At 51.1% G+C, this 12,805-nt stretch carries 15 protein-coding genes; 5 read left to right on the top strand and 10 right to left on the bottom strand.

Annotated elements, in window-relative coordinates; genetic code table 11:
* The first annotated feature begins 65 nt into the window (after nt 1–65).
* The 5 genes from MKQ70_RS15585 (at nt 66) to MKQ70_RS15565 (ending at nt 2,998) form a co-directional block, all read left to right on the top strand.
* Nucleotides 66–458, top strand: a complete 393-nt coding sequence (locus MKQ70_RS15585) for a hypothetical protein (protein WP_248072380.1) — start codon at nt 66–68, stop codon at nt 456–458.
* A 4-nt stretch (nt 459–462) separates the two neighbouring features.
* Entirely contained in the window at nt 463–1,371 is a 909-nt protein-coding gene (locus MKQ70_RS41280; protein WP_248072379.1) for a TlpA family protein disulfide reductase, read from the top strand.
* A 223-nt stretch (nt 1,372–1,594) separates the two neighbouring features.
* Nucleotides 1,595–1,879: a hypothetical protein gene (locus MKQ70_RS15575; protein ID WP_248072378.1), complete on the top strand. Its 285-nt coding sequence runs from the start codon at nt 1,595–1,597 to the stop codon at nt 1,877–1,879.
* Between the two features lie 67 nt (nt 1,880–1,946).
* The gene (locus tag MKQ70_RS15570) at nt 1,947–2,177 is read left to right on the top strand and encodes a hypothetical protein (protein ID WP_248072377.1); all 231 of its coding nucleotides are present in this window, start codon (nt 1,947–1,949) and stop codon (nt 2,175–2,177) included.
* Entirely contained in the window at nt 2,174–2,998 is an 825-nt protein-coding gene (locus MKQ70_RS15565; protein ID WP_248072376.1) for a TlpA family protein disulfide reductase, read from the top strand. The genes MKQ70_RS15570 and MKQ70_RS15565 overlap by 4 nt, the downstream gene beginning before the upstream one ends.
* A 187-nt stretch (nt 2,999–3,185) precedes the next feature.
* On the opposite strand, the gene MKQ70_RS15560 is transcribed toward MKQ70_RS15565, so the two are convergent.
* From MKQ70_RS15560 to MKQ70_RS15515, 10 genes are all read right to left on the bottom strand, one after another.
* Nucleotides 3,186–3,482 (bottom strand): hypothetical protein, encoded by a 297-nt coding sequence (locus tag MKQ70_RS15560; RefSeq protein WP_248072375.1) that lies wholly within the window; start codon nt 3,480–3,482, stop codon nt 3,186–3,188.
* A complete protein-coding gene (locus tag MKQ70_RS15555) occupies nt 3,466–3,768 on the bottom strand; it encodes a hypothetical protein (RefSeq protein ID WP_248072374.1) in 303 nt (100 codons plus the stop codon). The genes MKQ70_RS15560 and MKQ70_RS15555 overlap by 17 nt, the downstream gene beginning before the upstream one ends.
* A complete protein-coding gene (locus tag MKQ70_RS15550; RefSeq protein ID WP_248072373.1) occupies nt 3,765–4,679 on the bottom strand; it encodes a Gldg family protein in 915 nt (304 codons plus the stop codon). Before MKQ70_RS15550 ends, MKQ70_RS15555 begins: the two co-directional genes overlap by 4 nt.
* A 99-nt stretch (nt 4,680–4,778) precedes the next feature.
* A complete protein-coding gene (locus MKQ70_RS15545; protein ID WP_248072372.1) occupies nt 4,779–5,381 on the bottom strand; it encodes an ABC transporter permease in 603 nt (200 codons plus the stop codon).
* Entirely contained in the window at nt 5,378–6,322 is a 945-nt protein-coding gene (locus MKQ70_RS15540) for an ABC transporter ATP-binding protein (RefSeq protein ID WP_248072371.1), read from the bottom strand. Before MKQ70_RS15540 ends, MKQ70_RS15545 begins: the two co-directional genes overlap by 4 nt.
* A 79-nt stretch (nt 6,323–6,401) precedes the next feature.
* Nucleotides 6,402–7,445, bottom strand: coding sequence for a RagB/SusD family nutrient uptake outer membrane protein (locus MKQ70_RS42275; protein WP_372489984.1), 1,044 nt, complete (start codon nt 7,443–7,445; stop codon nt 6,402–6,404).
* The gene (locus MKQ70_RS15530; RefSeq protein WP_372489983.1) at nt 7,394–7,831 is read right to left on the bottom strand and encodes a RagB/SusD family nutrient uptake outer membrane protein; all 438 of its coding nucleotides are present in this window, start codon (nt 7,829–7,831) and stop codon (nt 7,394–7,396) included. Before MKQ70_RS15530 ends, MKQ70_RS42275 begins: the two co-directional genes overlap by 52 nt.
* An 11-nt stretch (nt 7,832–7,842) precedes the next feature.
* On the bottom strand, nt 7,843–11,328 hold the full coding sequence (locus tag MKQ70_RS15525) for a SusC/RagA family TonB-linked outer membrane protein (protein ID WP_248072370.1): 3,486 nt from the start codon (nt 11,326–11,328) through the stop codon (nt 7,843–7,845).
* A gap of 213 nt (nt 11,329–11,541) precedes the next feature.
* Nucleotides 11,542–11,997 (bottom strand): FecR family protein, encoded by a 456-nt coding sequence (locus MKQ70_RS41275; RefSeq protein WP_248072369.1) that lies wholly within the window; start codon nt 11,995–11,997, stop codon nt 11,542–11,544.
* Nucleotides 11,994–12,728, bottom strand: coding sequence for a FecR family protein (locus MKQ70_RS15515; RefSeq protein WP_248072368.1), 735 nt, complete (start codon nt 12,726–12,728; stop codon nt 11,994–11,996). The genes MKQ70_RS41275 and MKQ70_RS15515 overlap by 4 nt, the downstream gene beginning before the upstream one ends.
* Nucleotides 12,729–12,805: the final 77 nt, after the last annotated feature.

Below are 12,805 nucleotides of genomic sequence, written 5' to 3'. Positions count from 1 at the left end.
GGGGAAGAACTGCATAAAAGGTTGGCAGAAGTAATGAAATAATTAGTGGCTTAAAAACGATAAAAATGAAAAAACTGATATTATGCCTGTTGGTAACCAGCTCCGCCTGGGCACAGCAGCAACCCGGTAAGAAATATAATCTCAACGATTTTAACCTGATCGCTAAAGTAGAGGACCAGGAAAAGTATTATAACGAGCTGATTAAGCAAAACCCGCCGGACGCAAAAAGGCCGGAGATGTATAACGAGTATCGTGCGCAACTGGCTGTAGGTTGGTTAACAAAGGGAGACACCGCACGCTATCAATATTACATGCGCACCAAGCCAAATTTTTCGGTGTTGCAACTGGTGGATCTGACGTACACGCTGGAATACATGGTAGATGAAGACAAACATATCCCCATCGTTGAAAAGGCCTCCCGCGACCTGCTGGATAAGATTGAAGGGCACTTTAAGTGATGGGGTGAGCAGGACGCAGGTATTGCTGGAAGTAAACGCGCTGGCCAATGCCAAATTAGGTAAGCTGGACATGGCGATGAAAAATATCGAGAAGTCCGGTTTGCAGAAGGATAATGCAAGGGAAATAAAATATTTCAAAGATTCTAAAGCGAAATATCTCACGCGTTATTGCCAGATCATTTCTATTGCAGGCGAGCATAAAAGGGCGCTGGATACGCTTGATGCGGCATTTCGCCACGCGGATTCCAATCCAAAGATGGTAGCCGTGTATAAAGAGATTTACAAAAAGGTGCACGGTAATGTGGATGGTGTGGATCAGCATATCAAATCATTGCAGGATCAGGCTTACCAGCAGTATTATAAGGAAGTGGAAAAGTCCTATATCGCTGGTGACAGTATCACCATTACCGGCAAATTTCCCCATCCGGACGGAAGCGGTGAAATGTTGACGCTTTTTGACGCGAACAAGCCCGTGAAAAATATTGCTTTAACTAACCTGGCAGGTCAGCCGGTGAAGTTGTCGGACATGGCAGGTAAAATACTGGTGGTGGATTTTTGGACCACAGGTTGTACACCATGCGTAGCTGCATTTGCCGGTTTTGAAAAAGTAGTTGCCGACTATAAACAAGAGCCGTTTAAATTGTTTGTGGTGAACATTTTTGAAACAGAGGACGCAGTTAAAACTTTTGTTGAGAGAAGGGGTATTACGCTGGACGTGTTGCGCGATGAACCCAATGAAGCCTTCAATATAAATGGTACGCCCACCAAAATTATTTACGATCCGATGGGTAATATCCGTTTTTATGCAGTTGGTTATGCCGGCTCCACAGACAGGGAATATTACAAGCTGAAAGCAATGGTGGAAATTGTGAAGGCACGTGGTGCTGTTGCTAAAAATAACCAGGGTAAGTAGGTATTATAAAATTTAAAACTGGGTGCATTGGTGCGCTGCTATCCGGCTGCTATAAAAGGGTACGGACAGCGCAGCAGGGGCAACCTGTTATCAGCATATCCTATCCTGGCTTCTTTTACAAGCTACGCCGAATATACGTTTTCGGAAATAAGCCGACAGAACGGCGAGCATCGTTATGCCACTGGGCGTAATTGTAAATTTTATTAAAGTAATCCATCTTGACATGAGAATAGTTATTGCGTTTTTCCTGTTGTTAGGTTCAATAGGAGCAACGGCTCAGCAGAAAGCAGCAGTAAATCCGAAGCTGGAAGCGTTAAAGAAGGAAAAAGGCCAGCCGGCGCTCCAGGCTAAAATTAAAGCCCTGGAGAACGGAAATGCCGATGACCTGCAGGTGCTGATACAGTATTATGCGAAAGACTCTTTGAAGCGAGTTGCAACAGTTAAGCACCTTGTGCGAAAGTATCCTGAGAGCCAGCCTGCCATGATGGTCCGGCTGCAACCCTTTTGAAAATAGGTAAAGGGCCGGAAGCTGATGTTTTACTCCAATCGATGTTGAAAGATTATCCGGTGTTAATTTGGATCTGGAAAAGACCCTCGTAGCCTGCGCTTATGCGGAAATTCCCGATACGGCGAAAGTGATGCAGCATATCCGTAATATAGAAGTGCCGGCTGCAAAAGTGGCGGGGTTAATACAGATATTGGATATTATCGCTGCCTTCGACAATGCAACAGCGTTAAGCCTGGCAGCCAGTAATCTGGAGGAGGTAAAAAGACGAAGGACCTCCCCGCTACTGGCTCAACAATGAAATTAAATCCTCAGGCCACCTACTACAGTTTTATCAATACTTACGGAAAGCTGCTTTTCAAGGCGGGAGATAACCGTCTGGCATACCAGTTTACCACTGAGGCATACAATAATATCAGCGAACGGGATAATGAGCTGGTGGAGAACTATGCCTTTTTATCCAGCTTAAATGGCCAATACAAGGACGCGCTGCCGGTCCTGGCTAAATCCGTGAAGGAGGGTAAATTCGAGAAGAGGTATGTAGACGAGGTGAGGAAAGCCTATTCCCATTTGAACCCGGGAAAAGACGTTGATGCCTATATTGCTGAATTACAGAAAGGTTTTATCGACAAAATTAAAGCTCACGTATCCACTTTATTGATCAACCAGGCTGCCCCCAATTTTTCAGTAACCGATGTAAGTGGTAACAAAGTGTCGTTGGCAGACTTTAAGGGTAAAACCATTGTTCTGGACTTCTGGGCAACCTGGTGCGGCCCATGTGTGGAGTCATTCCCGGCTATGCAAATGGCCGCGAACAGATATGCGGGCGATCCTAACGTAAAGTTCCTGTTTATCCACTGCTGGGAAAATGTTGCCGATCCGCTAACCGATGCGAAAAATTTCCTGGCCAAACGTAATTACGCATTCGACCTGTATATGGATCCAAAAGATCCTGCTACCCGGCGGAGTACGGCTGCCGATGCATTTAAGGTAAACGGCATACCTGCTAAATTCATTATTGATGGCAATGGCAGGATACGTTTCAGTGTATCCGGGTTTTCCGGTAAAGCTGAGGCTGCGGCAGAAGAAGTTGTACAAATGGTGGAAATGGCGCGCAAGTAATTAGCCGCTTCATAAAGCTCCTTGCGTTACAGACGCTTTAATCGCAAAGCATCAGCCGTGATTTTTATTGACGGGCAATCACATCTTGCTTTCATGCCAGATGCGATTGCTCGTCAGTTATAAATGTCCCGCTATGTTGGCTGCGCGGAAAAATGCAGCCACGTCCCCGCAGCTGCTTCGTCCTACATTATCTCCTCCTCCTGTACAACAACAAACCCGCCGCAAACACCAGCAACCCACCAGGTATCACGCCAAAAAACAACACCCGCATCATTAATATCCCCCTATCATCACTATCAATTACATCTTTCGACCGAACCGCCCCCGTATTCACCGGGAACGCCCAATATGTAAACCACCGGAACATCTCCGTAATCATCGGCTGGTTCCAGTTATAAGGCTTACGTCGCCCCAGTTCACCCGAACTCATGAAGTCGGCATCACCCGTTACGATGATCCGCTGCCTGTTACGTTGCGCCGCCACCGCCAGGGGCTTGATTGTTTTTCGATACCAGCAAAGGAACGGTATGGAAGCCTGCCGTGTCTTTAAAGCTAATAGCCGAAGTACCCACCATGGATACTACGCCCTTGTCAGCCTTGTAACCGGATAACCGCGGCGCGATCGTTCCCGCACTGTCCGCAAAACGGGCCAGGATAAAGTCCGGCGCATAATCGCGGCTTTCTTCCGTGATCACCGAATCACTGGTTTGTATGCCAAGCGGCTGCAATAACGGGGCGACTATGTTTTGCGATCCCGGTTCGGTAATCACAAAAAGATTTCTGCCACTCGCAATGTACTGCGCGAGCTTTTCCGCCACCGCGGGAAAAACGCCGTTTTAGGATCGGCGATCACCAGCACCGAAGTGGTAGCCGGAATGTCCTGCTGCGTAAGGTTAACAGTATCTACATTAAAACCCTGGTTAATCAGCGCGCCCCGGAACGACAGCTCGTTCACGAACGTTTTAAATTCCGCATCGCCGGCTTTGGTAATACTGCGTTCGCCGTTGCCGCGCAGGAACGTGATGTTGGGAATGTCGCCGGGCGTGATCAGCCTTTTCAGCGCGGCGGTAAATTCCTGTTCACCGGGATAAATGCGAATGTCGTTATAGTAACGTAAAAAGGTTTTCTTATCACCATACTCCAACAGGCGGACCAGCCGGTTTTCCTCGGGATTCAGGTCTATCATCTTCTTTACTTCGGAAGGTTTCAGCACCTTGCGGTAATCGAGTTCCCGGATGTCGGCCACCTTTTTGGCAATGGCCGCATCGCTTTCGCCGGGGTAGTTTTTGTAGAGCCCTTCATTATTGGCAAAGTCGTAGTAATACACGTACTCCATTTTCATGTTGGGCATAAAACGGCGGTAAGGGGTGAGGATGCGTTCGTCCTCACTTTTCTTTTCCGGGGCGCCGAGGTAGTAGTTATTATCCGGGATGTTCACATAGGTAGTCACTTTCAGCGGATGCTCCATCTTGGCGATCAGTTCCCGGCTTTGTTTGCCCAGGGTATGCGTTTGCGTGGCGGTCATATCCACATAACCGGTTAAGGCCGGGAAGGTACTCAGGTAGCCCACTACGAAACACAACCCGATCAGCCCCAGGTAACGCGCGGCGCGCATGGCTTTGGAGCGGGCCTCGCGCTGGTCTTGCAGGCGCATGCCGGTAATGGCTAAAAAGCCGATCACGATCAGGAAGTAAATGATGTCCTGGTGCTGATCAGTCCGAAAATAAATTGTTCGGTCCTGCCGGCAATGGACATGAAATAGGTGATATGCCGCACGGTATCATTGCCACTGGAACAACCCGCCCACAAAGTTGAGGCCGGCTAACACTGCGAGGGTGCTGATGGCCGCTACTACCTGGTAAGTGGTGAGCGACGACATAAACAAGCCAATGGCCGCATAGGCGCAGATCAGCAGGTACAGGCCAATGGCGCCCGACAGCAAAAACTGCCAGTCGATGTTCGTGATGAAAAACGAGCCAGCCACACCATATAAGCAAATGATGATAAGCAGCAGCACGCCATATCCCATCATGGCTACGTATTTGCCGAGTACAATGTCCCTTACTTTAATGGGTGATGATAACAGCAGTTTAATAGAGCCGCTGTGCATTTCGCGGCTGATGAGGCCCATGGTGAGCAGGGGAATGTAGAAGTAGAGGGTGCTCTTTACACCGGGATAAAACCCTTCCTGCAAACCCGCGAACACCATGGCCGTTACATCGCTGAAGTGATTGCCCATGCGCTGTGCGCGGCCGATCATCTGTATGTAATAAAGGAAATTGACGCCAATCTGTACGGGAAACACGATCAGGATGAGCCAGGCCACCGGCGAATGAAACAGGAGGCCCAGTTCCTGTCGGGCTATTCTGATAATTACTTTCATGATTGAATGGATGGTTTAGCGGTTTTGTTGGATAACTGTGCGAAAATGGCGTCGAGCGAGCTTTTCTCCAGGGTGATTTCTTTCAGGCGCCATTTGTGGTGAACGCTGGTTTCCACCAGTCCTTCTGCAATGTCGGCGGTAGGATCAAAGCGCATGCGAACGGTTTTGTCCGAAAGGAACACCACTTCTTTCACGCCCGGTATGGCGCGCAGCGTATCGGCCGATGGCGGATTTTCCATGGTGGCGACCAGGCTGTCTGGTTCTATGTAATTGTTAAAAGTATCCATCGTGTCTTTAAACACGATTTTTCCACCTTCGATCATGATGATATCCTGGCAGGTAGCCTGTATCTCCGAAAGAATATGGGAAGAGAAGATCACCGCGCGGTCGGTCGCAATTTCTTTGATCAGCTGCCGTACTTCCAGTATCTGGTTAGGATCCAGGCCGTTGGTGGGCTCGTCCAGCACCACCAGCAGCGGGCGGTGAATAATGGCCTGTGCAATGCCTACGCGTTGCCGGTAGCCGCCGGATAAGTTGCCGATCAGCCGGTTGGAGAAGTGGGCTACGCCGCATCTTTCCTTTACCCGGTCGATGGATTCGCGGATCTTATTTTTTTCGATCAGCCGCAGGTGCGCACAATAGGTGAGGTACTCGTCTACGGTCTGTTCCAGGTACAACGGCGCGTTCTGCGGTAGAAAGCCGATCCGTTTTTTGGCGGCTTCCGGGTCGGTACGCATATCGATACCCTCTATCAGCACCCTGCCGCGGGTTTGGCTTAGTACGCCGCAAAGGATGTTCATGGTGGTAGACTTCCCCGCGCCATTGGAGCCGAGCAGTCCTACGATGCCGTTCCTGTTAATTTCGAAGTTGATGTCCTGCACCGCCCAGTCTTTGCTGTAGCGGTGATACAGTCCTTCGATTTTTACGATATTATCCTGCATGTCAGATTTATTACGCAATAAGAGATGAATGGCGCCGGGATGTTCCGGCGCCGGGTGTATATATGGTTGGTGCGATGGTTTACGGGTTCAGTGGCCAGTCCGGGTTAAATATGGTGGCATTGGGCCACAGCTGGCGCAGGTATTTGTCGCTGCCGGGTTCCAGCACATATTCTTTTCCTTCGGCGGTGTGTTTAATGGTTTTGCGGAAGCGGGCTTCCTTGTTCAATCGTTTCAGGTCAATTACCCGCATGCCGGTAAAGGCCAGCTCGCGGCGCCTTTCTTCCAGTACGAAGCGGAGTACGCGTTCGTCGTCGTTGCCGAAATCGGCCGGTGTAAATGCTTTATAGGCAGCCGGTGTAATCCTGTTCAGGCGCAGCTTGTTGATATCGTCCAGCGCTTCCTGTTTTTTACCTTCGCGGGCAAAGCTTTCGGCGCGTACGAGGTACATTTCGGGTACGTTGAGGTAGTTATTGTAAAAATCACCCCGCAGGAAAATCTTTACCTGGTACCTCGACATGTAGTTGAACGGCGGTGCAGGTGGCCAGCCATCGGCGTAGTAGAGCGTCCAGCGCTTATCGTCGTTGGTGAACAACGCACTGAGTTCCGGCGAAGCGCAAACGTCCATGCCCAGCCCGAAAGGACGTAAAAAGTGGCGCGCTACAATACTTTCCGGGTTCAGCTGTGCGTCGGGAATGTTGGTCCAGCCCAGCGGTGCGCCCGGTACATTCGGGAAGGGGCCCGGAATGATGATGCTGTACTCATTCATGTTTTTCAGTTCGCCCTGTAGCGAAATGGCCAGCGCCGCGTTTTTGCGCGCGTTCTCATAATCGCCCATAAACAGGTAGGTCCTGGCGAGCAGTGCATAACCGCCGGCTTTGGAAGCCCTGAACTTCGTGAGTTTATTTTTTACCGGCAGATCGGCGATGGCAGCTTCCCCGTCGCGGATCACCTGTTCATACACTTCTTTCACGCTGTTGCGGGTAAATTTCGCATTAATGTCCGCAATCAACGCAAGGGGAATACCGGGTGTGGTGGCGGCAGTGGCGGCATCGTAATGCTGTGCGTACACATTCACCATTTGCAGGTGCTCCATGGCGCGGCCCAGGTCCGCCTCGGCGCGCACGCTTTTTTGTTGGCTTCTGTTCCTTCGGTAGCATCCATGATGTTATTGATGATGCTGTTGTAGTAGAAGATCCTTTTATACCCTTCGCTCCACAGGTAATCATTGGCGCCCTGGTCGTAGGGATTGTTGTTAAAAGTATAGATGCGCCGGCCATGTATCTGCTGCTTGGTATACAGGTTGCCGGGCTCTCCCTCGGGCAGGAACGCGTCGTCCGATTGCAGGTCCCAGAAATAATCGCCAAAGTTGACGGTGGTGCCTGAATTGAGCATGTTCTCGTAATCGGCCGTGGTTACGGGAATAAATTTGTCTTTCGGTTTGATGTCTAAAAACTTGTCGCAACCGGATAAAACGAGGAAGCTGAATATATAAAGAGATAATTTTTTCATGATCCGCTTTTTTAGAAGATGATGTCAATACCTGCTGAGTAAACCGGCATTACCGGTAACAGTTTGTTGGCGTATGTACTGGCGTGTTCGTATGCTTCCGGATCTATACCCGCATCGTTGCGGTACCAGGCAAACGGGTTCTGCACCTGCAGGGTCAGTTTGGCGGACGTCAGTTTTTTAACCTTCGACAACAGCTGTTCAAAGTTGTAGGAGAGGGCGATGTCGCGTACTTTCACGTAATCACCTTTGAGCACATTACGGTCGGATGCGTACGACAGCAGGGTGTAATAGATACCGCCGTCGCCTTTCAGGTCGGGGGCCGGCATCATGCCCGGTACTTTTTCGTCGCCGGGGTTACGCCAGAAGTTCCGCACACGCTGATCGGTGTTGTTGAGCGGGAAATTGTTCTGGATGGCGGGCACCACATCGCGGATCACATTGCCGCCGTTGGCAATAATCATCACGCTGAGTGAAAGCTGTTTGTACGTAAAGCTGTTGGTGAACCCGGTGGTGTAGGTGGGACGAAGGGTACCACTGTACACCAGTCCCTTGATATCAGTCATGTTGGCGATGATCGTTCCACTTTGGTCGTAGTTCTGCACCACTTTTCCTTCTGCATCGTATACCAACACGGAACCATTGGTGGGATCGAGGCCCGCCGAACGGAAGCTGAATACCGCATCCATCGGGTAACCGATCCTGTTCACGCCATAACCGCCGGTGAGTGAATACACGGTTTGGTCTTTGGTATTGATGTCGGTCATCCGGTTTTTATTGAAACTCATGGCCAGCGTAGTGTTCCAGGAGAAGTTTTTCCCGGCAATGTTCCGTGTGTTCAGCGCTACCTCAAAGCCTTTGTTATTCAGGCTGCCATAGTTGATCAATGCACTAGGGAAGGCATTGGTGGGATCGATGGTTTTTTCGCCCAGGAGGTCTGTGGTGTTGCGGATGTAATAATCCATAGATCCCGAAATGCGGTTGTTCAGCACCGCGAAGTCGATACCCATATTGGTGGTAGCAGTTTTTTCCCAGCGCAACGATTTGTTAGGCGGATAGATGATATCAGTGGCCGTGGCACTCGCTTCTGCAAAGTAGGAAGAACGCGCCTGCAGGAAGGGGCCCACCGTACGGGCTACGTTACCGCCCAGGCCGTACGTAGCACGAACCGTAAGGTTATTCAGCCAGCTGATATCTTTCATAAAGTTTTCTTCGGTCATCCGCCAGCTTGCGCCCACCGACCATAAAGGCAGGTAGCGGTAACGGGGATCAGTACCAAAAAGGTTGGAGTTGTCTACCCGGACGCTGCCCGTCAGGTTGTAACGGCCGTTGTAGGTGTAACCGGCGTTACCATACACCGAAATGTACCTGTCTTCTCCATAATAAAAACTGTTGCCATCGTTGAATTGTAGCGAAAAGGTGCTGCCCAGCGCCTCGGTGCCTTTCAGGTTGCCGAGCGCCAGTTGGTCTACCGGTTGAAACTGCAGGTTGTTATCATTATACCCCATTTTGAACACCGACGTAGTTGCATTCGAGATGGCCCTGCGTTCTGTTCCGGCCAGGGCAGATACGTGGTGCTTTGAGGCAAACGTACGGTCGAAGTTCAGTTGCGCCCGTGCCGTATACGACCGGGAGTTGCCGCGGGTTTCGTACAGTTGCCCGCCATCGGGTACATTTTTGATCAGCTCATTGTTGATGAGTTGCGCGGCGTCATTGATCATGCGTTTGGCAAAGTAGGAGGCCGAGTTGAAATACTGTTTGTTGTAGCTGGAACCCCGTTCTGTCTGGTATTTCAGGTCGAGGCTGAGCCCTTCCATAATCCTAGCCGTAAAGCCGCCCTGCACGCGGAAGTAGTTGGACCAATACGACAATTCTCCCCGGTTCATTTCTTCCAGCGGATAATAGGTTTCATCATGCAGGCCAATATCTGTCAGGCGCTTGATCTCGTAAGCAGATTTCAGTTTCGTAAAGTCGCCGGGTGTACCATCGGGATTGCGGATCACTTCGTACGGCATGTTCCGGTAATACGATTCCGGGCTTTCCCGCTGGTATTTTCCTTTGCGGATGTTGGTATTGGCGCCGATCTCGGCATCCAGCCAGCGGAATACTTTCAGGCGGTCTTTCAGCCCGATGTTGATGTCGTCGCTGCCCGTTCGCAATCCATATCCACTATTGCCGGTGTAGTTCATCGTGACGTTATATTGGTGCACATCGTTACCGCCACCGGCCGAAAAGGCGTGGCGTTGTTTGATGTTGTTGCGCATGTACAGGTCTTCTACCTGGCTTTGTCCGTCCAATGTTTTGAGGCGGCTGAGCGTGGCATCGAGTTCGGCCTGGGTGATGTAACCCTGCTCCCGGTTGTACAATGCCTGTAGTACTTTGGTATTGCCCGTGCGCCTGATCCCGTCGCTGAACCCGGGATGCCATTTGTTAAACAGTTCCTGCTGCAAATCCACCATCTGCGATGAGTTGAGCAGGTTCAGATAACCGGCATCGGGTTTGGCGGTGAAGAATACGCCGCTGCTGAACGTCACCACTGGCTTACGGGCGCTGCCGTGACGGGTGGTGATCGAGATCACACCATTGGCTGCGCGGGTACCATAAATCGAAGCGGCAGCCGCATCCTTCATCACGGTTACGTTTACCACGTCGGCCGGGTTAATGTAGTTAAGGTCTCCTTCATAGGGAAACCCATCTACCACATATAAAGGTTGCTGGTTGCCGTATAACGTAGACAGGCCACGTACGGTAGGGGTGCCGTTCTGCATGAAAAGTCCCGGCACCGTGCCTTCCAGGCGGTCCATGATGCTGGTTTCCATCCTCGCGCCCAGCGTGGCTTCGGTAATAACGCCAAACGAGCCGGTGGCGCGTTCTTTGGGGATCGACTGGTAACCGGTATTGGCAGTTACATTCAGTTCGGTCAGGTTGGAAGAAATATGGGCGAGGATGATGTTACCGGCGTTACCGCTTTGTAACATAGCGCTGGTAACGGCCATCTCTTTAGTTTGATAGCCGATAAAGCTGATGCGCAGTACATTGCCGGCATCTACGGGGAGCGAAAAGCTGCCATTCATATCCGTAATGGCCGAGCGCCCGCCACCTGCCACTACTACTGTAGCGCCGATCAGCGGTACGCCTGTACTATCGGTTACACGTCCCGATACAGGCGTGGCGGTTGCCTTCGCGGCATCGTCCGGCGAAGGATCGTTTTTACCGTAAAGGAAAATCGTATTGTCGGTGACTTTATAATTAAACGGTTGATTTTTAACGATGAGGTCCAGGAAGCTCAATAGCGGCATATTTTGTACGGAAACCGAGACCGCGTCTGCTTTTTGCAGGAGTTCCGATTTACCCCATACCACGTACCCGGTTTGTTTTTTAATAGCGGCGAATACCTGCTTCATAGGGATGCCTCTTCCCGAAAAAGTGACCGACTGGGAAAAGGTGTTGGCTGACACATGTAAACAGCAAAGGAGCAGCAGCGCACTGGTTAGTTTCATGATCCGAAGGATTTTGGTTGGAAGCCGGCATGGCGCACCCCCACGGCTCCGGTAAGCAGTTTTTGCATAGATTTGCAACGTTTGGTTGTTAAAAATGAAGGTCTCGAAACCCGTTTTATAGCTACCGACATTCGACCGGGAGTGTTTGCACCACTTCCGGTTTTTATTTGTTGGCAGCCCGATTTTAGTTGATAATTGCTACATCATTTATAATTATGGCATAACGATCAGTTTACGGCCTTCTTCCAGCCGGAAGTGTACGTCGGACCGCTCCAGCCCGTTCAATACATCAGATAACTTCAGTTTGCGGCTCATCTCACCAAAGAAAATGACATCAGGTACATTGCCTTCGTAGGTAACCTCCGTGTCGTACCAGCGTTCGAGCTGGCGCATCATATCTCTCAACCCTACGTTATCGAAATTAAATAAGCCGTTTTTCCAGGCGATGGCCTTTTCCACGTTTGCATTGCTCATTACATCGAAACTGCTGCCGGTGGCCTGCAACTGTTCACCCGGCCGCAATACTACGCTGCCACTGCTTTTACCAGCCGGCGATATTTTTACCGCGCCGTTTACCAGCGTGGTATAACTGCGCCGGTCGTTGGCATAGGCGTTGATGTTAAAAGCGGTACCCAGTACTTCGATGTGTAGCTGGTCCGGCACGTTCACCCGAACGGCTGCCGGGCATTGGCGGCCACTTCAAAATAACCCTCGCCCGTAAACTCCACGGTCCTGTCTGCGCCGTTGAACGCCACGGGAAACCGCAGCGAGCTGCCGGCATTCAGCCATACTTTGGTACCGTCCGGCAGGGTAATGGCAAACTGCCTTCCCTTGCCCGTAGTAATAGTATTATAGGGCGCTGTGCCCGCTATGGTTTGTTCCGGTGTGTATTGCAGGTTGCCGTTCTGCAGTAGGATGGTAGCACCGTTCTGCCCGGCAATAATACCATTACCTGCACTGTCCAGCACCCGCTGCGAGCCATCTGCCAGGGTAAGTATGGCGCCTGTTTGTCCGGGCGGCACATCCACGGCGGCATTACGCACCATCTGGCGAACAGGCTGCGGGGCATTACGGTTTACATACCAGGCCGCACCTGCTATCAACAACACCGCCGCCGCCGCCCACCACCATCGGTGGAGGAAGTGCACACGTGTTGCCGGCGGCGCCTCCGGAAGTTTGTCCGCCTGTAATATCCGGCTGGCCAACTGTCGCCATTGCTGCGGACTGGAGGCAGGGAGTGGCAGCCTGCTGTGGGCTTCCAGCCATTCTTCCGCATCGTTTATCGACGCGCCGGGCGTATCGCTGTCTACCAGGGCGGTAAGCTCGTCCAGTTCCTCCGCGGTAGCCGTGTGGCTGGCCAGGCGTTCCAGTAAATAGGCGAATCGTGCGTTTTGTTCCATTAAATGATCGGGTGATGGCTCCCTTATCTATACCAGACAATCGGGCAGCCGGTTAGTACCGAAAAAAAAGCAAAGTT

The sequence above is a fragment of the Chitinophaga sedimenti genome, assembly GCF_023156195.1.
Taxonomy (GTDB): Bacteria; Bacteroidota; Bacteroidia; order Chitinophagales; family Chitinophagaceae; genus Chitinophaga; species Chitinophaga sedimenti.
This window is presented reverse-complemented; position numbering and strand designations above follow the sequence as displayed.

Excerpts from the sequence above, each read along its gene's own strand:
- MKQ70_RS15585 (WP_248072380.1), top strand. The coding sequence starts at position 66 with ATGAAAAAACTGATATTATGCCTGTTGGTAACCAGCTCCGCCTGGGCA.
- MKQ70_RS15575 (WP_248072378.1), top strand. The coding sequence starts at position 1,595 with ATGAGAATAGTTATTGCGTTTTTCCTGTTGTTAGGTTCAATAGGAGCA.
- MKQ70_RS15565 (WP_248072376.1), top strand. The coding sequence starts at position 2,174 with ATGAAATTAAATCCTCAGGCCACCTACTACAGTTTTATCAATACTTAC.
- MKQ70_RS15545 (WP_248072372.1), bottom strand. The coding sequence starts at position 5,381 with ATGAAAGTAATTATCAGAATAGCCCGACAGGAACTGGGCCTCCTGTTT.
- MKQ70_RS15540 (WP_248072371.1), bottom strand. The coding sequence starts at position 6,322 with ATGCAGGATAATATCGTAAAAATCGAAGGACTGTATCACCGCTACAGC.
- MKQ70_RS15530 (WP_372489983.1), bottom strand. The coding sequence starts at position 7,831 with ATGAAAAAATTATCTCTTTATATATTCAGCTTCCTCGTTTTATCCGGT.
- MKQ70_RS15525 (WP_248072370.1), bottom strand. The coding sequence starts at position 11,328 with ATGAAACTAACCAGTGCGCTGCTGCTCCTTTGCTGTTTACATGTGTCA.
- MKQ70_RS15515 (WP_248072368.1), bottom strand. The coding sequence starts at position 12,728 with ATGGAACAAAACGCACGATTCGCCTATTTACTGGAACGCCTGGCCAGC.